This window comes from Streptomyces sp. NBC_01298, from assembly GCF_035978755.1.
Lineage (GTDB): Bacteria > Actinomycetota > Actinomycetes > Streptomycetales > Streptomycetaceae > Streptomyces.
The window spans coordinates 7,967,845-7,991,236 of the sequence record NZ_CP108414.1 but is presented as its reverse complement, the minus strand read 5'-3'; the positions used below and the strand labels follow the sequence as shown (position 1 = coordinate 7,991,236).

Here is a 23,392-nt window from a genome sequence, read left to right as displayed (position 1 = left end):
ATGCGCGCACTCAATCAGCCCGTACGGGTCCCCGCGCCGAGCCGCCCCCGGGACGGCTCGATTCCGTTCAGCTCCGCACGAGGAGCAGCACGCCCGCGGTGACGACGCCGAGGCCGACCGCGAGGGCGCCGTGGGCGAGGCGGTGGCCGCGCAGGACGGGCAGGAAACGGTCGAGAGCGTACCGGCCGGGACCGGTGAGCGCGAGGGCGGCGGCGCCGGCGGTGAGCAGGAGCTCGTACTCGATGCCCTGCGGGGCGAAGAAGGAGCCGGTGCCCTTCACCGCCATCGCGTTGATCATGGTGCCGACCAGGGCGGCACCCGCCAGCGGCGTGAGCAGCCCGAGCACGAGGCCGAGCCCGCCGAGGGTTTCGGTCAGGCCGGCGAGGACGGCCATGGCGTCGCCCGCCGGGTATCCGCTGGCGGTGAAGAACTGGCCGGTGCCGCTGATGCCGCCGCCGCCGAACCAGCCGAAGAGCTTCTGGACGCCGTGGCCGGCCATGGTCAGACCGAGGACCACGCGCAGGAGGAGCAGGCCGACGTCGTGGGCCGGGGTGGACAGCGCGGCGGCGGAGGCGCGCGCGAGGGGCGCGGCCTGCTCGCCGGTTCGCGGCTTCGGCGTGGTGACGGAGGGGCTGGTCATGGGAAGGTCCTTCCGGTCGGGCGGCCCGAGGGGCAGGTTGTTCAAATTCGAACGATGCAGTGACCCTAACCCCGCATCCACCGCTGATTCAAATTGGAACGGCACATGTAGCCTGGATCCATGGCTGAAACGAAATGGCTGGACGACCGCGAAATGCGTGCCTGGCAGGGGTTCCTGGCCGCTTCCGCCCTGGTCGGCCGCCGCCTCGATCAGCAGCTCAAGGACGACTCCGGACTCTCCCACCCGCAGTACGAGATCCTCGTACGGCTCGCCCGGGCGCCGGAGGGCGAGCTGCGCATGACGGAACTCGCCAACGGGCTCGTCAACTCCAAGAGCGGCCTGACCTACCAGGTCACGCAGATGGAGAAGGCGGGACTGGTCCGCCGCCGCACCTGCCCGTCCGACGTCCGCGGGATCTACGCCGTCCTCACCGAGGCGGGCCGCGCACGGCTGACGGAAGCCGCGCCGGGGCACGTGACCACGGTGCGGGAGGTCCTGGTGGACGTCCTCACCCCCGAGCAGCTCGACGCGCTCGCGGACGGGCTCGGCGAGGTCAGCCGCCGGCTGCGGACGCAGGGCGCCTGATGGACGCGACGACGGTCTGGCTCGTCGTGGCGGGGGTGGTGGCGGCCGGCCTGGCGGTCACCGCGGCCGTGCTCCTCGTACGGGTCTTCGCGGCCCGCAAGCTCCTGCGCGACGCGGGCATCCCCCTGCGCGACAAGGCCCTGTTCTGGGTCGCCGTGGCGTACACGGTCTCCCCGGTGGACCTGATCCCCGACCCGGTCTACCTGGACGACATCGGCGTCCTGCTCCTGGCCCTGCGCTCCCTCCACGCGGCGGCCTCGGCGGCCCGCCCGCCCAAGGAACTCGACGCGACGTAGGGCCCTCCGGCTCAGCTGACCCCGCGCGGGCGGAACTGGACGCTGACGCGGGGGCCGACCGGACGGGCCGTCTTGGGAACGGCGTGCTCCATCGTGCGCTGACAGGAGCCGCCCATCACCACCAGGTCGCCGTGACCCAGGGGGAGGCGGAGCAGGGTGGGGCCGCCGTCGCGGGGGCGCAGGGCCAGGTCGCGGGGGTCGCCCACCGAGAGGATGGCGACCATCGTGTCCTCGGTGGCGGAGCGGCCGGTCCGGTCGCCGTGCCAGGCGACGCTGTCGCGCCCGTCGCGGTAGAGGCACAGGCCCGCCGTGGCGAAGGGTTCGCCCAGCTCGGGGGCGTAGTGACGGCTCAGCACGTCCCGCGCCTCGGTGAGGGCGGGGTGCGGCAGCGGGTCGGCCTCGCCGTAGTGCGCGAGCAGCCGCGGGACCGCCACCTCCCGCTCGTACATCCGCCTCCGCTCGGCGTGCCACGGGACGTCCGCAGCGAGCCGCTCGAACAGCGCGTCGGCGCCGGTCAGCCAGCCCGGCAGGTGATCGACCCAGGCCCCGGCCCCCAGCTCGGTGCGCCGGACGCCCACCGGCGGGCCGACCCGGACCTCGTCACCCTGATCGAAGAGCGAACCCTGGAGTGCGTGCATGGGTCCAGGATAACGCGCCATTCGAACACTTGCACGAGCGGCAGGGCGGGATGGCGCCCCGCCCCGCCGCTCCCCCGCTACTTCAGGTAGGGGCCGGAGGTGCCCACCTTGCCGGGGGCGGCATTGCTGCCGCCCAGGTCGAGCACGTAGACCCGTAGGTTGCCCTTGCCGGGGGCCGGGACGGACAGGGTGCCGTTGGAGACGGTCTTCACGTCGCCGGTGACGGCGTCCTTGTACGTGCCGTTGGGTACGCCCGTGTACGTGGCGGCGCCGGTGACGGCCACCAGGGCGAAGCTGTCCGCTCCGGTGGCGGTGTCGGTGTAGCGGCGCTTGAAGGCCATGCCCCCCGAGACGCCCTCGGTGGAGTACTGGCCCATCTGGAGCGCGGGCACGGCGCGGCGGATCTCGTTCAGCCGCTGGAGGTGCTTCACCAGGGGAGCTTCGAGGGTGGTGGCGACCGGCCCGGTGGCGGTGGCGACCTTCGAGAAGCCGGAGGCGGTGACCGTCCCCGCGATCTTGTCCCCGTAGTACGCGCGGCCGGTGCCGGCGAGCGGGCAGGTCGGGCCGCAGTCGATCTGCTTGCCGGCCTGGAACTCGATCTCGGAGCCGTAGTACAGGGTCGGGATGCCGCGGAAGGTCCACATCAGGGACATGTTCTCGGCCCAGGCCTCGGTGCCGCCCGCGTAACGGGTGGAGGATTTGCCGGGGCCGAAGTCGTGGCTGTCGACATAGACGACGTTGTAGGTGGCGTCGTTGTAGCTGTCGTCGGAGTCCTTGCCGTTCTGGAAGGCGTTGTTCGCGTCGCCGAAGTTCATGTGCATGCGCATGTCGATGACGTTCATGCCGGAGAACTTGCTGTGGTCGGGGGCGTGGTAGAGGTTCCCGTTGAGGAAGGCGTTGGTGCTGGTCGGCTGCTTCGCCGGATCGTTGTCGGTCGTGTACTGCTGGACCGCGGCGGTGGCGTCGTCCGCGCTGTACGTCGCCGATTCCTTCCAGGTGTAGTACTGGGCCGACTGGTTGGCCGATCCACGGTTCCACTTGTCGTTCACGAAGGAGCCGACCTCGCCGAACACGTAGAAGTCCTGGGCCTTCTGGGCGCCGAACTGCTGGGCCAAGCGCTGCTGGATGGCGGGCAGGAAGCGGCGGTTCCAGGTGACGCGGGGAATGTGCACGGCCGTGTCCACGCGGAAGCCGTCGACGCCCATGTCGATGTACTTGTTGTAGGCGCCTATGAGGTAGTTCTGGACGGCCGCGTTCTCGGTGTTGAAGTCGGCGAGGTCCTCGTGGATCCAGCAGGAGCGGGCGTCCTCACCCTCCCAGTTGCCGATCCAGCACTGGTGGAACAGGGCCTTGGGGAACATGCCCGAGGTGGGATTGGGCCATTGGCAGTTGTAGATCGTGTAGCCCTCGGCGCTCTTGTACTGCGTGGCCACGCCCCAGTTGACGCAGGTGTTGCCGGACGGCTCGGCGGTCGACCACAAGTCGCCGTTGTAGTAAGACTTTCCGCTCTTGGGGTCCACGGTGAGGCCGTCGTACTCGAAGCCGGCCTGCTTCTCGTCGTAGTACCAGGACCACTGCGCGTCGCGCACGCCGTAGACGGTGGGGGTGAACAGGCCCTTGGCGCCCCAGCGGGAACTGTGGTTGTAGACCACGTCCTGGTAGATCTTGACGCCCTTGGCGTGGGCGGCGTTGATGAGGTCCTGATAGGAGGCGCCCGCCGATTCCAGGCGGGGATCGACCTTGTAGAAGTCGTAGCCGTGATAGCCGTGGTAGTCGTAGTCCGAGCGGTTCAGGACGACCGGGGTGATCCAGATCGCGGAGAAGCCGAGGGCTTTGACGTAGTCGAGCTTCTCGACCAGACCCTTGAAGTCCCCCCGGAACATGGGGTCGTTGTTGGCGGCGTTCCCGGACTTCACGTCCTGGCTGCCGCCCCGGTTGTTGGCGCCGTCACCGTCGTTGAAGCGGGCGGTGAGGACGAAGTAGATCGGGTCCTTGCGCGGGTCTCCGCCCAGCGGCGCGGATCCGGCGGGGGCCGGGGGCCGGGTTCCGGTGGTGGCGACGGCCGCGGCCGAAGAGGCGGAGGCGTTCCCGGCCGCGTCCACCGCCTTGACCGTGTAGGAGTAGGCGGTGCGCTCCTCCAGGCTGGATTCGGTGAGGACCGTGGAGGTGACCGAGGTGACCACGGTGCCCTTGGTGCCGCCCGAGCGGGTGACCTGGTAGCCGGTCACTCCCCGGTCGTCCGTGGCGGCGTCCCAGGTCACGACGGTGGACACGTCGGTCGCGGCCGCCCGGAGGCCGGCGGGCACGGTGGGCGCGGTGGTGTCGGGGACGGCGGCGGCGCACGGGTCCGCGGCGTTCGCGGTGACCGTGGTGTCCTTCACCGTGGACAGGCCCGTGCCGAGGGCGTAGTTCCTGCCGTTGTTGTTGTCCCAGGTGCCGTTGCCGTTGTTGAAGGTCCCGGCGAGACCGGCGGCCGAGCCGAGCGACACCGTCTTCTTCACCCAGCCCGTGCAGGCCGGGTCCATTCCGGTGCCGGGGGCGGTGGTCCAGGCGCCGCCGGTCGGGGCCCAGTGCAGATTGACGGTCGGCCAGCCGACGGTCGTCGTCGCGTAGTAGACGGTGGCGCTCGCGCCGGTGCCCGTGCCGCCCCCCGGGTCCGCGGCGCAGGGGTCGCTGTGCGCCACGACCCCGTCCTTGACGGTGATGACCCCGGTGCCCAGGGCGTAGTTCTTGCCCCCGTTGTTGTCCCAGGTCCCCTGGCCGTTGTTGAAGGTCGCCTGAAGGCCGGCGGCCGAGCCGAGGCTGACGGTCTTCTTCACCCAGTCGGTACAGGCGGCTTCCATCCCGGTGCCGGGCGCGGTGGTCCAGCTACCGCCGTCGGGTGCCCAATGCAGGTTGTAGGCAGTCCAGTTGCGGGTCTTGGTGTAGTAGAAGACCGTCGCCGTGCCGTCGCCGGCCGCCGTCACGGCGGCGGGGGCCGCCTCGGCGATCGAGGCCCCGGCGGCGGGCAGCGCGGCCGCCAGACTTCCCGCGACGGCCAGGGCCAGGGCGGTGGACCGCCCTCTGGGGTGTGAGCGCGTACATGATCTCAAGGTCTGCTCCTCGAAGCGGGGCCCAACAGCCCTGCGGCTCCGCGGCATTGAAAACTTGCCGCAAGGTTTTGCGGGGAGGTTAGCGGGCTGTCACCAGCACGTGAAGCCCTTGTGAACCGGAAATCTCGCCACCGCACACATCGGGGCAGCACTCATGGACCCTTTATGGAGAGAAGCGGCGCAATCGCTTGCAGAAATTTTCCCCGGGCGAGCGGGGCCGCGCGGCGGCTGCGCTGGGATATCGATAAGCCGACACATACGGCGCAGGCACGCCCGCCGGGCCGACATCCCGGGCACCCCGGGCGCCGCCTCTCGCTGCCGGGGACCGGCGGGGACCAGCGGAGGCCGGCGGAGGCCGGGGACCGGCCGGGAGCAGCGGGGAGCAGCAGGGGCGACGGGGACCGACCGGGGCTGGCGGAGACCGGCAGGTTCCAGCGAGCCCCCACCGGGACCGGCGGAGACCGGCAGGTTCCAGCGAGCCCCCACCGGGACCGGCGGGGAGCGCCGCTTACCAGCGGGACCGGCCAGGAGCAGCGGAGACCGGCGGGCCCGACGCGGACCGGCCGGGAGCAGCGGAGGCCTCCGGGGCCAGCCGGGACCGGCCGGGCCCTCCGGACCCCCGGGGCAGGCGGTGCGCCCGCTGCCGCCCTACCGGCCGCCGCGCAGGGTTTCGATCTCGCGGCGTTCGCGCTTCGTCGGGCGGCCCGCGCCGCGGTCGCGGATGCCGACCACCGCCGCCTCCACCGGGGTCGGCGGCGGCGGGCTGTTGTCCGTCAGGCATTCCGCGGCGGCCGGGGCGCCGACCCGCTTGGAGACCGGGCGCCGGACCACCACGATGCGCTCGCGCCCCGCATGGAACAGGCGCACCTCGTCCCCGGCCCGCACCGCCTGGGCCGGCTTCGCGCGCTCCCCGTTGACCCGCACGTGTCCCGCCCGGCACGCCGTGGCGGCGATCGCGCGCGTCTTCGTCAGCCGGACCGACCAGATCCACACGTCGACCCGCGCCGACCCCGCACCCGCGGTTCCCTCTTCAGCCATGCACCGACTCTAGCGAGACGAGCCGGGCGGGCCGAGCCCGCGGAAACGGAGCACCCTTTGGCAGTTCCGACAACACATTGGCACCTGCCATGGATATCATCCCAATGGAATTGCAAATGCCGCACACGTGCCCCTACCTTGTCGCACATGCAGTCCTACACCATCGGTCAGGCGGCCCGCCTTCTGGGCGTCAGCCCCGACACCGCCCGCCGCTGGGCCGACGCCGGCCGTGTCGCGACCCATCGCGACGAGAGCGGTCGCCGGCTGATCGACGGTCGTGCCCTGGCCGCCTTCTCCATCGAGGCGGGCCAGGGGGCCCACACCGAGGAGGGCGAGACCCACACCTCGGCCCGCAACGCCTTCCCGGGCATCGTCACCGCCGTCAAGCTCGGCGACGTGGCCGCCCAGGTCGAGATCCAGGCCGGTCCCCACCGCCTGGTCTCCCTGCTGACCCGGGAGGCGGTCGACGAACTCGGCCTGCGGGTCGGCATGCGGGCCACCGCCCGCGTGAAGTCGACCAGCGTGCACATCGACCGCGCCTGACCCCGCTCCGCACCACCGCTCAGTACGACGCGCCCCCACCCGCTCCGCCCGTCACCGGCGCGGGTCACCACCGCGCGGATCCGGCACCAGGCCGGCCGCCGACCCCACCGAGGAGCACCAGCCCATGTCCCCGTTCCTGCCCCTGAACCGCCGCACCGCCGCGCTCACCCTCTCCGCCGCCCTGCTCGTGCCGGCGCTCGCCGCCTGCGGCAGCGGCGACGACAAGAAGGACACGGCCGCCTCCCCGAGCGCCTCCGCGCCCGCGTCCGCCGAGCCCAAGGCCGCGAACCTGACGGTCCTGGCCGCGGCCTCCCTCACCGACGTGTTCAAGACCGCCGGCGCGGCGTACGAGAAGGCACACCCCGGCACCAAGATCACCTTCTCGTTCGCGGGTTCGCAGGAGCTCGCCGCCCAGGTCAAGCAGGGTGCCCCGGCCGACGCTCTGGTCACCGCCGACACCAAGACCATGACGGGCCTGCTGGGCGAGACCAACGACCCGGCGATCATCGCCAAGAACCGTCTGGTCATCGCCACCGGCAAGGGCAACCCGTTCAAGATCGCCGGCCTCAAGGACCTCGCCGACACCAAGATCAAGGTCGTACTGGCCGCGCCCGAGGTTCCGGTCGGCCGCTACAGCAAGCAGATCCTCGACGCCCAGAAGATCGAGGTGAAGCCGGTCTCCCAGGAGCCCAACGTCCGCGCCGTGCTGAGCAAGGTCGAGCTGGGCGAGGCCGACGCCGGTCTCGTCTACAAGACCGACACCCTCAAGTCCGGTGACAAGGTCGCCGTCGTGGAGATCCCGGACGCCGAGAACGCCGTGGCCTCGTACCCGGCCGCCTCGCTCAAGGGTTCCAAGAACGCCGAGGCCGCGGCCGCGTTCGTGGCGTGGCTGAGCACCCCGGAGGCCCAGAAGATCCTCCAGGACGCGGGCTTCCAGAAGCCGTAACCGCCTGCCGGCAGCGGCGAACGGAGGGGGACCGCCCGGTCCGGGGGGACGGGCGGTCCCCCTCCGTTCGCCGTCCGCGCATTACCCTTCACACGCGGCCCGGGCGTCCCGACCTCGCCCCGGCGACGTCCCGACATCCCCGGCCAGGAACCCACATGAGCAGACTCCGTACCCGCCGCGCCCGGCCCCCCGTGGCTCTGGCGCTCCCCGCGCTGCTCGCCGTGGCGTTCCTGCTGATGCCGCTCGTCGGCATCCTCAGCCGCACCCAGTGGCGCGATCTCGGCGCGCACCTCACCAGCCCCGGTGTGGTCGAGGCGCTCCGGCTCTCGCTGGTCGTGTCCCTGTGGGCCCTCGGCCTCTCCCTCCTCCTCGGGGTGCCGCTGGCCTGGCTGCTGGCCCGCGTCGAGTTCACGGGCAAGGCGCTCGTGCGCTCGCTGGTCCTGCTCCCCATGGTGCTGCCGCCCACGGTCGGCGGTGTCGCCCTGCTGCTCGGTTTCGGCCGCCGCGGGCTGCTCGGACCCTGGCTGGAGGGCACCTTCGGCATCACGCTGCCCTTCCACACCTCCGGCGCGGTCATCGCGGCCACCTTCGTCGCGATGCCCTTCCTCGTGATCAGCCTGGAGGGCGCGCTCGGCGGGCTCAAGCCGAGCTACGAGGAGACCGCCGCCTCCCTGGGTTCCACGCCGCTGCGCGTGTTCTTCACCGTGACGCTGCCGATGGTGGCCCCGGGCCTGATCGCCGGAGCCGCGCTGACCTGGGCCCGGGCGCTCGGCGAGTTCGGTGCCACCATCACCTTCGCGGGCAACCTCCCGGGCACCACCCAGACCCTGCCGCTCCAGGTCTACCTGCTGCTCCAGGACCAGCCCGAGGCCGCCACCTCCGTGTCCCTGCTGCTGCTCGCGATCGCCATGGCCGTACTCATCGCCCTGCGCGGGCGGTGGACGGGAGCCCCCGCCGCCCGCAAGGAATCCGGCGCGCCGGTGGACTCCGAGGAGACCGCCGGCCCGGCCCCACTGGTCCCCGTGGTCCCGGTGCTCCCCCTACCGTCCGCGGTCCCGGTGCTCCCCGTACCGTCCCCGGTTCCCGGCTCCCCCGGGACCCCGGTGTCCCCCGAGGCTCCGGCCGACGGCGGGCACTGGCCGCTGCACGCCACCGTGACCGGCTTCAACGAGCTCACCCTCGACGCCGAACCCGGCACCACCATCGCCGTAGTCGGCGAGAACGGCGCGGGCAAGACCACCCTCCTCCGGGCCCTGCTCGGACTGACCCCCCGCGCCCACGCCGAACTCCGCCTCGGCGACGCCGACGTGACCGACCTGCCCCCGCACCGGCGCCAGGTCGCCTGGGTCCCCCAGGACGGGGCGCTGTTCCCGCACCTGAGCGCGCTCGCCAACACCTCGTACGGGCTGCGCGCCCGTCGGGTGCCCCGGGCCGCGGCCCGGGCGGAGGCGCAGGCCTGGCTGGACCGGCTCGGCGTCGGGCACCTCGCCCACCGCAAGCCCGCCCAGCTCTCCGGCGGGCAGGCCCAGCGGGTGGCGCTGGCCCGCGCGCTGGCCGCCCGGCCCCGGCTGCTCCTGCTCGACGAGCCCCTCGCCGCCCTCGACCAGACCACCCGCGCCCGTGTCCGGCACACCCTGCGCACCCATCTGGCCGGCTTCGGCGGGGTCTGCCTGATCGTCACGCACGACCCCGTCGAGGCCGTGTCCCTGGCCGACCGGGTCCTCGTACTCTCCGACGGGCGGACCTTGCAGGACGCCCCGCCCTCCGAGGTGACCCGGCATCCGCGGTCCCCGTGGGTAGCCCGGATGCTGGGGCGCAACGCCTGGCCCGGCACGGCCACGGCCGACGGTCTGGAACTCGCCGCCGGGGGCCGCCTGGTGGTGGCCGAGGCGCTGCCCGAAGGGGTGCGGGCGCTCGCGATCATCGCCCCCGAGGCGGTGTCCGTGCACCGGGACCGCCCGGGCGGCAGCCCTCGTAACGTATGGCCCGGCACCGTACGGGAGATCACCGCGGTCGGCAGCCGGCTGCGCGTACTGGTCGGCTCGGACCAGGCACCCGACCTGGTCGCGGAGATCACCCCCGAGGCCGCCGCCGAACTGGGCATCGTCGACGGCGCCGCGGTGTGGACCAGCGTGAAGGCGACCGAGGTCACCGTCGTGAGCCTCTGAGGGACCGCTCCCCGGGCCGGGCGAGGTGTGCGCACCCTGACCTGGTACGCCTCCGAGGTCGCGCGCTGGCGGACGCCGACCCGGTCCGGAAGGGCCTCGGAGCGTCCGCCATGGGGGCAGGCACCCCGCCGCAGCGACGGGGAACCCGCCGGCGGACGCGGTCAGGCGCCCACGTAGGTCGCGAGGTGCTCGCCGGTGAGGGTGGCGCGGCCTTCGACGAGGGCGGCCGGTGTGCCCTCGAAGACGATCCGGCCGCCGTCGTGACCGGCGCTGGGGCCGAGGTCGATGATCCAGTCGGCGTGCGCCATGACCGCCTGGTGGTGTTCGACCACGATCACCGACTTGCCGGAGTCGACGAGCCGGTCGAGGAGCCCGAGGAGCTGCTCGACGTCGGCGAGGTGCAGGCCCGCGGTCGGCTCGTCCAGTACGTAGACCCCGCCCTTCTCCCCCATGTGCGTGGCCAGCTTGAGCCGCTGCCGCTCGCCCCCGGAGAGGGTGGTCAGCGGCTGCCCGAGGCTGAGGTAGCCCAGCCCGACGTCCGCCAGCCGCTCCAGGATCTTGTGCGCGGCCGGGGTGCGCGCCTCGCCCTCGCCGAAGAACTCGGCGGCCTCGGTGACCGGCATCGCGAGGACCTCGCTGATGTCGCGGCCGCCGAGGTGGTGTTCCAGGACCGAGGCGTGGAAGCGCTTGCCCTCGCACTCCTCGCAGACGGTCGAGACGCCGGCCATGATCGCCAGGTCGGTGTAGACGACCCCCGCACCGTTGCAGCCGGGGCAGGCGCCCTCGGAATTGGCGCTGAAGAGGGCCGGCTTCACGCCGTTGGCCTTGGCGAAGGCCTTGCGGATCGGCTCGAGCAGGCCCGTGTACGTCGCCGGGTTGCTCCGGCGCGAACCGCGGATCGCGCCCTGGTCCACCGAGATGACGCCCTCGCTGGCCGGGATCGAGCCGTGCACGAGCGAGCTCTTGCCGGAGCCCGCCACGCCGGTGACCACGACGAGCACCCCGAGCGGTACGTCGACGTCGACGCCCCGCAGGTTGTGCGTCTTCGCGCCGCGGATCTCCAGCTTCCCGTTGGGCTCGCGCACCGTTTCCTTGAGGCTCGCGCGGTCTCCGAAGTGCCGGCCCGTGATGGTGTCGCCCGCCCGCAGCCCCTCGACGGTGCCCTCGAAGCAGATGGTGCCGCCGCCCTGTCCCGCGCCGGGGCCGAGGTCGACGACGTGGTCGGCGATCGCGATCGTCTCCGGCTTGTGCTCCACGACGAGCACCGTGTTGCCCTTGTCGCGCAGCCGCAGCAGGAGGCGGTTCATCTGCTGGATGTCGTGGGGGTGCAGGCCGACGGTGGGCTCGTCGAACACGTAGGTGACGTCGGTGAGCGAGGAGCCGAGGTGGCGGATCATCTTGACGCGCTGGGCCTCGCCACCCGACAGCGTGCCCGAGGGCCGGTCCAGGGACAGGTAGCCCAGCCCGATCTCCACGAACGAGTCCAGGGTCTGGCGCAGCGACGCCAGGAGCGGGGCCACCGAGGGCTCGTCGAGGTCACGGACCCACTTGGCCAGGTCGCTGATCTGCATCGCGCAGGCGTCGGCGATGCTGATCTTCTTGATCTTCGAGGACCGCGCCCCCGCGCTGAGTCGGGTGCCCTCGCAGTCGGGACAGACGGTGAAGGTCACCGCACGCTTCACGAACGCCCGGATGTGCGGCTGCAGCGCCTCCACGTCCTTCGACAGCATCGACTTCTGGAGCTTCGGGATGATGCCCTCGTAGGTGAGGTTGATCCCCTCGACCTTGATCTTCGTCGGTTCCTTGTGGAGCAGGTCGCTCAGCTCGCGCTTGGTGTACTTGCGGATCGGCTTGTCCATGTCGAAGAAGCCGGAGCCGCTGAAGATGCGGCCGTACCAGCCCTCCATCGTGTAGCCGGGGATGGTGAGGGCGCCCTCGCTGAGGGACTTGGTGTCGTCGTACAGCGCGGTGAGGTCGATGTCGTTGACCGAGCCCCGGCCCTCGCAGCGCGGGCACATGCCGCCGGTGATGCTGAAGGTGCGCTTCTCCTTCACGGTCTGCCCGGCGCGCTCCATGGTGACCGCGCCGGCCCCGCTGATCGAGGCCACGTTGAAGGAGAAGGCCTTGGGCGAGCCGATGTGCGGCTTTCCGAGCCGGCTGAAGAGGATGCGCAGCATCGCGTTCGCGTCGGTGGCTGTGCCCACCGTGGAGCGGGGGTCGGAGCCCATCCGCTGCTGGTCGACGGTGATCACGGTGGTCAGCCCGTCGAGCACGTCCACCTCGGGCCGGGCCAGGGTGGGCATGAAGCCCTGGAGGAAGGCGCTGTAGGTCTCGTTGATCAGCCGCTGCGATTCGGCGGCGATGGTGTCGAACACCAGGGAGCTCTTGCCCGAGCCGGACACGCCGGTGAAGACCGTGAGCCGGCGCTTGGGGATCTCGACGCTGACGTCCTTGAGGTTGTTCACCCGCGCGCCGTGTACGCGGATCAGGTCGTGGACGTCGGCGGCGTGCGGCTCGGGTGACTGCGCGCCCGTCCTCGTGACCTTGCTCATCGTGTCTCCATACTGTTCGGCCGGCGCCGCCGGGTCGGACCGGCGCCGCCCGCGCGGTCGCGGCAACGCCTTCCTGTCTACCCGATCGGCGGTGCCGCCGGTGAGCGGCGCCGGGTAAGTGGTGCGGTGGATCTCAGCGCGTGCGGGGCTGGTGGAACCGGAGCATGTTGCCGGCCGGGTCGCGGAAGGCGCAGTCCCGGACGCCGTACGGCTGGTCGATCGGCTCCTGGAGCACCTCGGCGCCGGCGGCCCGGATGCGGTCGAAGGTGGCGTCGCAGTCCTCGGTGCCGAAGATGACACCGCGCAGCAGGCCCTTGGCCAGCAGTTCCGCCATGGCCTCGCGGTCGGCGGAAGAGGCGTTCGGGTCCGCGACGGGCGGTTCGAGGACGATGTCCACATCCGGCTGCGCGGGCGAACCGAGGGTCACCCAGCGCATCCCCCCGAAGCCGACGTCGCCCCGGACCTCCAGCCCGAGGACGTCCCGGTAGAAGGGGAGCGCCGTGTCGTGGTCGTCGACGGCGATGAAGCACTGCGAAAGGCTGATGTCCATGGGTTTCACGCTACGGGCGGGGGGCCGGCGGGGGCTTCTCCATTCCTGACGGGTTCCACGGGACGCCCCCCTGCCGGGTTCACCGGCGGCCGGCCGGGAGTACGGAGAGCCAGTCACCCGCCGCGAAGGCGTCGGCGCCGATCACGGTGCGGCCGGTGCGCGGGGCCGCGACGGTGAGCACGCCCTCCGTGCGGCCGGCCGCGAAGCGGGGCACGCCGACCGTGATGACCACGGCCCGCTTGCCGGTGGCCCGGCGGAACTCCGCCAGGAGCCGCAGCCGCAGGGCGGCTTCCTTGCGGTCGACGGCCTGGGGCGCGTACGGCTCTACGACGGCCAGCGCGCCGGTGCCCCGCTCCCGGGAGGCCGCCGCGAGGGCCGCGCGCAGGGCCGTGATCCGGTCCAGCCCACCACCGGCGAGGGTGGGGCGGGTGGAGCCGAGCGGGAGGAACCGTACGCCCCGGTGCACGAAGGCCGGGCGGCCGACGCCGGTCAGCGCGAAGTCGACGCCGGAGGCGGAGGCCGAGGCGGAGGCCGGCCGTGCACCGGCGGGGGCGACCGCGAACCGCCAGGGCCGCGAGTCCACCCGGGCCGCCGTGACCACGATCGGATCCGGCACGCCGCCCGTACGCACCACCCCGGTCGGCGGCGTCCGAGCCACCAGACCGTCCAACACCAGCCGCGGTACGACGCCAACCCTGACGGGGGCCTTGGCCGGGGCCTTGGCCGGGGCCTTGGCCGGGGCCTTGGCCGGGGCCTTGGCCGGGGCCTTGGCGCGGGTGGGTGCGGGGGCGGTGGCCGAGAGCCGGGTCACGGTGAAGGGGCGCTCCGCCATCGCCGGGAGCGACAGGCTGATCTCCCGCCAGCCGGTCCAGTCCACCGCGGGCCCGCGCAGGACCGCGGCGGCCCCGTCGCCGTCGGCGAGTTCCACCGCGGGCCGGGCACCGGAGCCGTCGCCGTTCACCCAGAGGGACAACGACCGGGCCAGTTCGGGGACCCGAAGGGGCCGGGGCGGGGTCCCTGTGGCGGTCCCTCCCCCGGCGGGCGGCGTGAGGACGAGCCCCCGGCCGGGCAGGCCCTGCCCGGGCGCGGCGCCGGGGCCGGTCCAGCGGGTGGCGTCCTCCAGATCCGCGAGCGGCACGTCCGACAGGCCCACCCCGAGGGCCAGTAGGGCCGGGGCCAAGGCCGGGGCCGGGGCGGCACCGGAGATGGGCGCCGCAGCCGCTGCGCCCGCAGGGCTTCGTACCGTGGCGCGGAGTTGGCCCGTCGCGTTCGGGACGCGGGCCGTCACCGTGAACGCGCCGTGGCCGTCGTCGGCCACCCTCCAGCGGGAACGGTCGAAGTCGAGCTCCACGTCCCGGGGTTCGACCACGGCGGCGGCGCCCTGCGCGTCGTAGCCGGTCAGGACGAAGCGCGCGGTCTCGCCCGCCTCCGCGAGCCCGATGCGGTCCGGAACCGCGCGGATCCGGGTCAGGGCGCCGAGCACGTCGAGGCGCAGCGCCCCGCTCGCCGCTCCGAGGCGTGCCCGTACCTCCACCGGGCCGGGGCCCGACGCGCGCAGGATCCCGCCGGGATCGATCCGGCCCCGGCCCTGCGGAAGGGACCAGCCCGGCGCCGCGTTCTCCCGTGCGGGCACCGGACCGAGGTGCGCGTCGTACGGGGTGGCCCCGAGGGTCCGGGCCAGGCCCGGGAAGGCGCGCGCGGCGCCGCCGACGGGTTCGATCCGGTAGCCGGCGGCGCGGCCGTCGCCGGCCGTCGCGGTCAGGGCCAGGCCGTTGGGGACCGGGCGCTGGCGGCCGTCGGACGGGGAGTTCTCCACGGTCAGCGCCGCCTGCCCGGCGAGCGCGGCGAGCAGGGTCGAGGAGCCGCCGCCGTCCAGGTTGAGGGCGTCGTGGGCGCCGAGCCGGTGCATCATGCGGCCGAGCGCCGTCAGGGTCAGGCCTCCGCTGTCGCGCTGGCGGCCGTCGACGGTGACCAGGCGGGCCCGGCGGCCGTCGCGGGAGAAGCCGACGGCGGTGCGCGGCGCGGCCGCGTTGTTGGGCTCGCCGTCGTGGTTCTGCGGAACCCCGGCCACCACGAGCGCCTCCCGGCCGCCGACCGCGTTCGCCGGGAGCGGCCCGCCCCCGGCGGCCACCGGCCGGGCCGCCACGGCGACCGCGTCCCCGGGGCGCAGGGCGGCGAGTTCCGGCGCCGCCGCGCCCGCCGCGACCAGCACGGTGGTTCCGGGTGCGGGACGCTCCCGGCGCGCGGGCCCCCGTACCGCCGCGCGCACGGCCGTGACCCGGCCGTCGCGCAGTTCCACCGCCGGTCCGGTGGCGGGGAGTCCGTCCGCCGGCCAGTCGGCGGTGTAGGCGGCGAAGCCCTCGGCGGGCGGGCGCGCGGTGTTGAAACCGGCGAGCGGGCGGACCGCTCCGCCGGGCAGGGTGACGCTCCCGCCCAGGGCCAGGCGCAGGACCCGGCCCGGCCCGTCGGCGCCGAAGCCGACGGCCTGTCCGGCGTCTCCCGAGGCCGCGTGCAGCAGCCGTCCGGCGCCGATGCCGGGGCCGAGCGGGGCGCCCGTACCCCGGATGTCGAAGAAGTCCCCGTTCACGGCGGCGACCACGCGGCGGCCCGGCCCGGCGGGGTGACGGGCCGCGGAGTCGGAGACGGTGGCGACGCCCCGGCCGCCGAGGTACTCCGCACGCACGCCGGAGCCGGCGCCCGCCAGCCGCACGTCGAGTTCGTCGATGCGCAGCCACCGGTCGGCTTCGAGCCGGTCGTACGACTCCAGCCGTACCCCGGGCGCGATCTGCCGGGCGGTACGGGCCGTCTCGATCCCCTCTCCCCCGCCGCTCCCGGAGGCGCTTGCCGGCTGGGGCGCCGGCGCCACGAGCAGCAGCACGGCGAGCAGGGCCGACAGCAGGACGGGCGACAGCGGGCCCGGGGGGTGCACGGGACGCAGGGGACGTAGGGGACGCAGGGGGGACATCCAGGCAGGATCGACCAGCTCCGCGCATATGAGCACATGAACACAGCGCGAGTCCGGTGACTGTCAGCCATTCGCCCGCACCGGGGCCCAGAAGCCGTCCGGGCGCGCCGTTGCCGGAGCCCGCCCCGGAGCCCGTCGCCCCGCTGCGCCCGCCCGGGGCTCGCGACGGCCACGAGCGTCCTGCTCGCACTGGCCGGCCTGTACGCCTTGCTCCTGGCCGGAGCCGGCCCGTACCTCGGCTCGGCCCTGCGCGCCAGGAGCTACCCGGACGCGGGCACCGGGGACGGCGGCACCCAGCCGAACACCCCACCCCGGCGGGCCCCCGCCTACCCGGTCCCGGGATCCCGGGACCGGAGCGCGGAATCCTGGTCGGCGGCATCCCGGAGCGCGGGATCCTGGTCGCCCGGAGCCCGGACCTCGGGGTCGGGGTCGGGGACGGGGACGGGGTCGGGGTCGGGGACGGCCGGCGCCTGGACGGCGAACTCGCACCACACACACTTCCCGCCGCCCCGCGGCTCCACGCCCCAGGCGTCCGCGAGCCGGTCCACCAGCATCAGGCCGCGCCCCGACACCGCCCAGTCGTCGGCCTCCCGCCGCCGCGGCAGGGCGCTGCTGGTGTCCTCCACCTCGATCCGGATCCGGCCCGCCGGGGTCAGCCGCATGCTGACGGCGCCGACTCCGTCGGTGTGGACCAGTGCGTTGGTCATCAGCTCGTCCGCGGCCAGCTCGATCTCGTCGGCCTGGTCCCAGGCGCCCCACGCCGCGGCGGCCGCCCGGATCAGGTGGCGGGCCAGCGCCGGGGCGTCCGGGTCACCCGGGGTGAGGCGGTGTCGCAGCGGGCCGCCGCCGCGCGGGAGCGGGGTGCCGCGCCGGCGCAGCAGGAGCAGGGCCATGTCGTCGCCGCCGCCCGAGTCCCCGACCAGGTCGCACAGCACGTCGGCGAGTTCCTCCACGTCCGCCGGGCCGTCCCGGACCGCCTCCATGAGCTCGCGCACACCCGTGTCGGGATCCCGGCCGGGTCGTTCGGTCAGCCCGTCCGTGCACAGCAGCAGGGTGTCCCCGGGGTGCAGTTCGAGGCTGGTGACGGGGTATCCCGCCCCGGCGGCGTCGGCGGCGGAAGCACCCGGAGCGCCGGATCCGCCCGGACCGGAGCCACCCGCACCGGGCGCGTCCGGCTCGCGCGCCGGCAGCCCCAGCGGCAGCCCGCCCGCCACCTGCACCCGGTGGCAACTGCCGTCGCCGCGCCGCACCACGGGGTCGAGGTGCCCGGCGCGGACCATGCGGGCCATGCCGCTGGTGAGGTCGATGTCGGCGTACGTGCAGGTGGCGAAGCGTTCCGTCTCCAGGTCCCGCAGGAAGGCCGAGGCCCGCGCCATGGCCGCGCCGGGGGTGTGTCCCTCGGCGATGTACGCGCGCAGGGCGATGCGCAGCTGGCCCATGACGGCGGCGGCGTCCGTGTCGTGCCCCTCCACGTCGCCGATCATCACGCCGACCCGGCCCTCGCCGAGCGGCACCACGTCGTACCAGTCCCCGCCGATGTCCCGCCCCATCCGGGCGGCCCGGTACCGCACGGCGATCACCGCACCCGCCACGTCCGGGATGCGGCGCGGGAGCATGGCCTTCTGGAGGCCCTCGGCGAGGTCGTGCTCCTGCTCGAAGAGGATGGCCCGCTGGAGGCTCTGGGCGATGCCGCTGCCCAGCGCCATCAGCACGTTGCGCTCCTCGGCGTTGAAGTCGCCCTCCCGCGTGTAGAGCAGCCCGAGGGCGCCGACGGGCCTGCCCTGGGCGATCAGCGGCAGGTAGACCCCGCTGCGGACGGCCAGCGGCTCGATGTACGGCCACAGCTCCGGGTAGCGGTGCTGGAACTCCTCGCGGGAGCCGAGGTACACCGGCCGCAGCGTCCGTACCGCCTCGCTCATCGGCAGGGGTGCGTCGATCCGCGTGTACTCGGTCTCCGGTACGTAGGCCCCGATCTGCCCCTCCGCGACCAGGTGGATCCGGCCGCCGTCGACCACGCCGAGCATGACGCTGACCGCGCCGAGGTGGCCGAGGGCCTCGGGGTCCTTGAGGACGTCGGTGACGTCGTTGACCGTGCGGGCGTGCGCGAGGATCGCCGTGGTCCGCTCGACGACCCCGGTCATCCGGCGCCGGCCCTCGTCGCGCTCACCGGCCGCGCCGGGCTCGCCGGGGTCGTGGACGGCGTCGCGGATGATCCCGATGATCCGGTACGGGCGCCCGTGCGTGTCCCGCAGGATGCGGCCCTGGACATGGGTCCAGCCCGGGGCCCCGTCCCGGTCGCGGCTGCGCACGTAGGCCCCGTAGTGGCTGCGGCCGGCCTTCAGCGCCTGCGCGATGCGTGCGTCGAGCCGGGCGTCCTCGCCGGGCGCGAGGCGGACGCGCAGGCCGGCGGGGGTGCCGGTGAACTCCTCGGGGCGCAGGTCGAAGACCCCGAGGGCGGTGGTGTCCAGAAACATCCGCCCGCTGTCGAGGTCCCAGTCGAAGGTGCCCATGTGGTTGAGCGCGAGGCTCGTGTCCGTCCGGGCAGGCCACTCGACCTGGGGGGTCACTCCCCTTTCGGCCACACCTTCAGGGTCTCACTCCCGCGCGGTCCGCGCCGGTCCGCGGGCCCCCCGCCGGGGCGGTACGGGACGGGGCGCGGGTTCGCGGTACGCGAAGAGCGGATCCGGCGTGGCGACCGGACCCCGGCCGCCCTCGTGCGCTAGCGCCCCCTCGGGGCGCCGAAAATCGGGACGAAAAAGGGCCAAAGTCCCGGCCTGTCGCGACTTTCGCCTAATAGGCGACTTGTACGATTTCGCGAAGATCGATCCGTTCATGATCATCTTTGCTGGCGTCAGCAACCCCCCGGCACGGGGTCGTTGACGCCCACGGCTGTGTGGGGTGTGGCTTGTCGCAAGCGCCGAAGAGGACCGGAGAACCGGCCGGAATACCGGAGGGAGGGGCGGAGGGAGCGGAGGAGCGGACGGAGGAAGGCGCGCAGGAAGCGGCCCGGACCCCCGGACGGATATCCGCCCCACTCACCGGCTCCGCGCACCTCGACACCGGCGCACCCGGCTCCACGGGCTCCGGCCGGCGCTCGGGTTCGGGCGCGGGCTCCGCCGTCGGCTCGCCTTCCGGATCCGGCTCCGCCGTCGGCTCGACCTCCGCCGTCGGCTCGACCTCCGACGTCAGCTCGGCCTCCGACGTCTCCGCTCCCGGGGGCGGCCCAACCTCCGCCTCGGCCTCCGGGGCCCGCACCGGGCGCGGAAGTCTGGTCGTGCGGCCGTACCGGGATCCGCTGGTCCTCGGGCCCCTGTTCCGCGACGAGGGGCCCGCCGGGGCCCGTGTCACAGCCGACTGCCCCCGCACCGCCGGCCCGGCCGCCCCCGGCGGCGCCACCCGCACCGCGGGCCCGGGCGGGCCACGCCGGCCCGGCGGTCCGCCGGCGGACCGCGACACCCTTCGGCAGGCCCCCGTCCGCGCGGCGATACCCCAGCCCGCCCATCCGGCCGCTGCCGCGGCCCCGGCTCCGCCCCACCCCCGCACCCTTCCCGCCGTGCTCGACCCCGAGCTCACCGAACACCCCGCGCGAGCCTGTTCCGGCTGGTGGGCGCTGCTCACCGGCGTTCTCGCCACGGGCGGCGCCGCCGCCCTCGCCCGGCTGGAGGAGCTCCGCCCCTCCACCTCCCCCGCCGAGGCCTGGCCCCTGGCCGCCGTCGTGTGCTGCGCGCTCCTCACGCTCGCCGCGCTCTGCGGACTGCGGCGCGGGCGCGCCGGTCAGGCCTGGTCGCTGACCCTCTTCGGCCGCTACCGGGGCACGATCCGGCGTACGGGCCTCATCTGGTCCAACCCGGTGCCCCGCCACACCCGCGTCGACGTGCGGCTGCGCCACTGGCGTAGCGAACCGCTCCGCGTCGTCGACTCCGAGGGCACCGCGCTGCGGTCCGTGGTCCTCGTCGTCTGGCGGGTCAAGGACACCGCCCGCGCACTCCTGGCGGTCGACGACCACACCGCGTACCTGCGCGGACAGGTGGAGTCCGCGACCGCCCGGGTGCTCTCCCGGATGCCCGCCGACTCCTTCGGCCCGGAGCCCGACGGGCCGGACGGACCGGACACCCTGCGCGACACCGAGGCCGTCGGCGACGAACTGACCCGTCTCCTCGCAGCCGAGTGCGGGGTCGTCGGCGTCGAAGTCTTCTCCGCCCGGCCGCTGAACGTCGAGTACGCCCCCGAGGTCGCCGCGGCGATGCAGCGCCGCCGGGTCGCCTCGATCGACGCCCGGCACCGGGATTCCGTCCTCACCTCCGTGCTCGACGCCGTCGACGACACCGTGCACCGGATGTCGGACCGCGGGCTCGTGAGCCTGGACGACTACGAACGCAAGGCCCTGGTCAAGGACTTGACCGTGGCCTTCTACACGGCGCGCGGCCCTGCCGCCGACGCCCGCTGAAAACACCCCCGATGGATAAGGAACCACGCATGCGCACGCCCGAGTTCACCGAAGAAATACCCGACGGCTGTGACTGCACCGGCTGCGCGCGCGGCACGACGGCCATGACCGCCGCCGTGGCCCGCCGCCGTCGCTGCACCCTGCGCGGCGCCGTGGTCGCGGCCGTCGGCGCCACGCTGCTGATGGGCACCGGGGTGGGCACCGCCTCCGCCGAGCCCGCACCGGCGCACGCCGGCTGGGACGGCTCGAAGTACTGGTACAAGGACGCGACCGGCTGGTGGCGCTGGACCCAGCACTACAGCAAGTACGTGGCGAACAGCGGCAGTTCCTCCGCCGGCGCCCCGCCCTCGTCTTCTTCCGCGTCCTCCTCCGTACGCACCACCGAGCCGACCTTCCGCGGCCGTGCGGGCTGGGACGCCACGGACCGCGTGTACTGGTACAAGGACGGCACCGGCTGGTGGCGCTGGACCCAGCACAAGGACAAGTACCTCCGCTTCGCCGGCGGCTCCGGATCGGGTTCCGGATCGGGTTCCGGCTCTTCCTCGGGCTCGTCCGGTTACGGCTCTTCCTCGGGGTCGTCCGGTTCCTCCGGTACGCCCATCCGCCAGGGCACGGAAGGCGCCATCTCCTTCGCCAACGGCCATCTCGGCGACCCGTACGTCTGGGGCGGCAACGGCCCCCGCGGCTGGGACTGCTCGGGCCTGGTCCAGGCCGCGTACCGCTCCGCGGGCATCACCCTCCCCCGCGTGGCCTCCGACCAGTACCGGGCCACCACCCCGATCTCCCGCTCCGACCTGCGCCGCGGTGACCTGGTGTTCTGGACCTCGAACGGCAGCGTCTCGGGCATCCACCACGTCGCCATCTACCTCGGCGGCGGCAAGTACCTCGAGGCCCCGCGCCCGGGCAAGCAGGTCCGTGTCTCCAGCTTCAGCGCGTACAACCCGAACCTGTACGGGCGCGTCCGCTAGCAGCCGCCTCCGCACGACGGCAGGACCAGACCTCCCCGAGGGCCATCGGCCCTCGGGGAGGTCTTCGTGTCGGGCGGGGTCTTACTGGTTGCCGTTACCCCCGTCCTGACCTGCGTCCGAACCCTGCTGGTCGGTGTCGGCTCCCGGCCCGATCGGGGAGGGCGCCGGCGGCGGCGCGATCAGCGAGGTGGCCGGTACGGGCTTCGGTGACGGCGGGGGCGGCGGCGGGGGCGGCGGCGGCAGTTCGGGCTGCGCCGACACCAGCGGCGGAGGCGTCGGCTTCGGCGGCTCGGGCCGCACCGAGGTCACCGGCGGCGGCGCCGCCGAGGAGGTCCTGGGCGGGGTCGTCGGCTTCGGCTCCTGCGAACTCCGTGAGGGCGACGGCGCCACCGCGCTCTTCGAGGGCGACGGTGAGGCCGACAGGGACGGCGACTGCGACGGTGACTTCGAGGGGGACTCCGACCCGGTCGCCGACGCCGAAACCGACTCGGAAGGCGACACCGACGGGGACTGTGACGGGGACTGAGACGGCGACTCCGACGGGGACTGCGAAGGCGACGTGGACGGAGACACCGAGGTCGATGCGGAAGAGGAGTCGGAGGGGGACACGGACGGGGACGGCGAGGTCAGCGTCGGCGACGGGGAAGTGACCGTCGGTGAGGGTGAGGTCAGCGTCGGCGAAGGTGAGGTCAGCGTCGGCGTCGGCGAAGTGACCGTCGGGGACGGTGAGGTGAAGGTCGGCGACGGCGAAGTGAACGTCGGCGACGGCGGGTGGGTCGTGAAGATCGGGGTCGGGATCACCGGCGGCGGGATCGGCCGGTCGTGGCGGCCGTGGTGGTCGCCCCGGTCGCGCTCGAACCAGCGGCTGTCGTGGTAGTCGTAGATCACGAACTTGTTCACGATGGTCACGGACGGGGCGATGACCACGACCTGCGAGGGCTGGTACGAGGTCCAGGGCTGTCCGAACCGCTTCGGGTTGGCCTTCAGCGCCACCGGCGGCCCGAGCGGGTTCCCGCAGGCGCACCGCACCCGCGGCACCCCCCGGTCGTCCACGAGCACGGCGGTCCCGGCCTGGAGGACGGACTGGTAGCTGGTGGAGCGGCCGTCCACGTAGCCGTGGTTGGTGACCCGGGTGTCCACCCGGAGCTGGACCGGTGTGAGGGAGCGCAGGTACCCCGGCACGGCCGTCGGCGCGATGCCGAGCGACGAGGCGAAGGCGGCGTTCTTGGCGGGCTGCGCCGACAGCACCCGGATCTGCTTCTCGACGTCACAGGCGGGCACGGCCGGCGTGCCCCCGTACAGCTCGGGCGAGGCGCCGCTGACGCTGCGGGTGACCGTGGTTCCCGTGGGCGCCGGGACCTTGGACTCCGGCTTCGACGGGGGCTTCGACTCGGGCTTCGCCTCCGGCTTCGAGGGCGGCGGGCTCTCGGGTGGCGGAGTCGCCTGCTTGGCGGCGGTGGACTCGGTGAAGGGGTCGGGCCCGGAGGCCGCCGCGGGCTGCAGGAAGACCTCGTTGCCCGCGGAGGTGGTGGTGCCCCCGCCGCCGCTGGGCCTGGTCAGTACGACGGCCAGGGTCACGGCGGCGGCGAGGGCGACGATCGTGGTGGCGAGCCGGGGAACGGACCGCCACCAGGCCTTGTGCGGGGGCTCCGGAGGCCCGGGGGGCACCCCGCCCCCGGATCCTCCGGGAGGGGCCGGCGGCGGCGGGGGCGGGGGCCCTTCCCGGCCCCCGGAGAGGGGCCCGGAAGGCGGGCCCGTGGGACGCCCGGACGAGGACGACGGCGGCTGCGAGGGCGGCTGTGACGGCTGTGTCGGCCACGGCGGCTGCTGGCCGGAGGGTTGAGTGGTCACGGGCTCTTCTTCCCAGGCGGAGGGGTTCCGGTCCCCTGTGGATGCTCCGCTGCGGACCCTTCGTGTCCTTCGTACGGTGCTCCGCGGACGTTCCGTTATGGAACTTCCGCGGG

Annotated in this window: 15 protein-coding genes and 1 pseudogene; 7 read left to right on the top strand and 9 right to left on the bottom strand. The window is 73.8% G+C overall.

Features of this window, described 5'->3' with window-relative positions:
* Positions 1-67: 67 nt before the first annotated feature.
* On the bottom strand, positions 68-640 hold the full coding sequence (locus OG730_RS36530; RefSeq protein WP_327308271.1) for a DoxX family protein: 573 nt from the start codon (positions 638-640) through the stop codon (positions 68-70).
* Positions 641-760: 120 nt separating this feature from the next.
* Here OG730_RS36530 and OG730_RS36525 point away from each other — a divergent pair, with 120 nt between their 5' ends.
* Complete coding sequence (locus tag OG730_RS36525) at positions 761-1,225, top strand: MarR family winged helix-turn-helix transcriptional regulator (protein ID WP_327308270.1); 465 nt, start codon at positions 761-763, stop codon at positions 1,223-1,225.
* On the top strand, positions 1,225-1,521 hold the full coding sequence (locus tag OG730_RS36520) for a YkvA family protein (RefSeq protein ID WP_327308269.1): 297 nt from the start codon (positions 1,225-1,227) through the stop codon (positions 1,519-1,521). The genes OG730_RS36525 and OG730_RS36520 overlap by 1 nt, the downstream gene beginning before the upstream one ends.
* An 11-nt stretch (positions 1,522-1,532) precedes the next feature.
* On the opposite strand, the gene OG730_RS36515 is transcribed toward OG730_RS36520, so the two are convergent.
* The 3 genes from OG730_RS36515 to OG730_RS36505 form a co-directional block, all read right to left on the bottom strand.
* The gene (locus OG730_RS36515; protein WP_327308268.1) at positions 1,533-2,159 is read right to left on the bottom strand and encodes an alpha-ketoglutarate-dependent dioxygenase AlkB; all 627 of its coding nucleotides are present in this window, start codon (positions 2,157-2,159) and stop codon (positions 1,533-1,535) included.
* A 77-nt stretch (positions 2,160-2,236) separates the two neighbouring features.
* Positions 2,237-5,251 carry a carbohydrate binding domain-containing protein gene (locus tag OG730_RS36510; RefSeq protein WP_442815138.1) on the bottom strand — a complete coding sequence of 1,005 codons (3,015 nt, stop codon included), beginning with the start codon at positions 5,249-5,251 and terminating at the stop codon, positions 2,237-2,239.
* Positions 5,252-5,899: 648 nt separating this feature from the next.
* Positions 5,900-6,289, bottom strand: a complete 390-nt coding sequence (locus OG730_RS36505; RefSeq protein ID WP_274547381.1) for an RNA-binding S4 domain-containing protein — start codon at positions 6,287-6,289, stop codon at positions 5,900-5,902.
* A gap of 147 nt (positions 6,290-6,436) precedes the next feature.
* On the opposite strand from OG730_RS36505, the gene OG730_RS36500 reads away from it, so the two are divergent.
* The 3 genes from OG730_RS36500 to OG730_RS36490 all read left to right on the top strand — a co-directional run bounded on the left by OG730_RS36500 (position 6,437) and on the right by OG730_RS36490 (position 9,946).
* Entirely contained in the window at positions 6,437-6,832 is a 396-nt protein-coding gene (locus tag OG730_RS36500; protein WP_327308267.1) for a TOBE domain-containing protein, read from the top strand.
* 124 nt (positions 6,833-6,956) lie between these two features.
* A complete protein-coding gene (gene modA, locus OG730_RS36495) occupies positions 6,957-7,778 on the top strand; it encodes a molybdate ABC transporter substrate-binding protein (protein WP_327308266.1) in 822 nt (273 codons plus the stop codon).
* A 155-nt stretch (positions 7,779-7,933) separates the two neighbouring features.
* Positions 7,934-9,946, top strand: a complete 2,013-nt coding sequence (locus tag OG730_RS36490; RefSeq protein ID WP_327308265.1) for an ABC transporter permease — start codon at positions 7,934-7,936, stop codon at positions 9,944-9,946.
* 161 nt (positions 9,947-10,107) lie between these two features.
* Here the strand turns inward: OG730_RS36490 and OG730_RS36485 are convergent, their stop codons facing one another.
* From OG730_RS36485 to OG730_RS36470, 4 genes are all read right to left on the bottom strand, one after another.
* Positions 10,108-12,498, bottom strand: a complete 2,391-nt coding sequence (locus tag OG730_RS36485) for an ATP-binding cassette domain-containing protein (RefSeq protein WP_327308264.1) — start codon at positions 12,496-12,498, stop codon at positions 10,108-10,110.
* A gap of 133 nt (positions 12,499-12,631) precedes the next feature.
* Complete coding sequence (locus OG730_RS36480; protein ID WP_327308263.1) at positions 12,632-13,048, bottom strand: VOC family protein; 417 nt, start codon at positions 13,046-13,048, stop codon at positions 12,632-12,634.
* A 79-nt stretch (positions 13,049-13,127) separates the two neighbouring features.
* Entirely contained in the window at positions 13,128-15,977 is a 2,850-nt protein-coding gene (locus tag OG730_RS36475; RefSeq protein ID WP_327308262.1) for a phosphodiester glycosidase family protein, read from the bottom strand.
* A 362-nt stretch (positions 15,978-16,339) separates the two neighbouring features.
* Positions 16,340-18,595: a SpoIIE family protein phosphatase gene (locus OG730_RS36470; RefSeq protein WP_327308261.1), complete on the bottom strand. Its 2,256-nt coding sequence runs from the start codon at positions 18,593-18,595 to the stop codon at positions 16,340-16,342.
* Between the two features lie 323 nt (positions 18,596-18,918).
* Here OG730_RS36470 and OG730_RS36465 point away from each other — a divergent pair, with 323 nt between their 5' ends.
* Together OG730_RS36465 and OG730_RS36460 are read left to right on the top strand one after the other, a co-directional pair.
* Positions 18,919-20,460 (top strand): SPFH domain-containing protein, encoded by a 1,542-nt coding sequence (locus OG730_RS36465; RefSeq protein WP_327308260.1) that lies wholly within the window; start codon positions 18,919-18,921, stop codon positions 20,458-20,460.
* Positions 20,461-20,489: 29 nt separating this feature from the next.
* Entirely contained in the window at positions 20,490-21,428 is a 939-nt protein-coding gene (locus tag OG730_RS36460) for a C40 family peptidase (RefSeq protein WP_327308259.1), read from the top strand.
* Between the two features lie 528 nt (positions 21,429-21,956).
* Here OG730_RS36460 and OG730_RS36455 read toward each other — a convergent pair.
* Positions 21,957-23,279, bottom strand: a pseudogene (locus tag OG730_RS36455) (DUF6777 domain-containing protein); the annotation flags it as partial.
* Positions 23,280-23,392: the final 113 nt, after the last annotated feature.

Coding starts and splice junctions, on each gene's coding strand:
- OG730_RS36485 (WP_327308264.1), bottom strand. CDS start 12,498: ATGAGCAAGGTCACGAGGACGGGCGCGCAGTCACCCGAGCCGCACGCC.
- OG730_RS36520 (WP_327308269.1), top strand. CDS start 1,225: ATGGACGCGACGACGGTCTGGCTCGTCGTGGCGGGGGTGGTGGCGGCC.
- OG730_RS36460 (WP_327308259.1), top strand. CDS start 20,490: ATGCGCACGCCCGAGTTCACCGAAGAAATACCCGACGGCTGTGACTGC.
- OG730_RS36530 (WP_327308271.1), bottom strand. CDS start 640: ATGACCAGCCCCTCCGTCACCACGCCGAAGCCGCGAACCGGCGAGCAG.
- OG730_RS36525 (WP_327308270.1), top strand. CDS start 761: ATGGCTGAAACGAAATGGCTGGACGACCGCGAAATGCGTGCCTGGCAG.
- modA (WP_327308266.1), top strand. CDS start 6,957: ATGTCCCCGTTCCTGCCCCTGAACCGCCGCACCGCCGCGCTCACCCTC.
- OG730_RS36500 (WP_327308267.1), top strand. CDS start 6,437: ATGCAGTCCTACACCATCGGTCAGGCGGCCCGCCTTCTGGGCGTCAGC.
- OG730_RS36515 (WP_327308268.1), bottom strand. CDS start 2,159: ATGCACGCACTCCAGGGTTCGCTCTTCGATCAGGGTGACGAGGTCCGG.
- OG730_RS36505 (WP_274547381.1), bottom strand. CDS start 6,289: ATGGCTGAAGAGGGAACCGCGGGTGCGGGGTCGGCGCGGGTCGACGTG.
- OG730_RS36480 (WP_327308263.1), bottom strand. CDS start 13,048: ATGGACATCAGCCTTTCGCAGTGCTTCATCGCCGTCGACGACCACGAC.
- OG730_RS36490 (WP_327308265.1), top strand. CDS start 7,934: ATGAGCAGACTCCGTACCCGCCGCGCCCGGCCCCCCGTGGCTCTGGCG.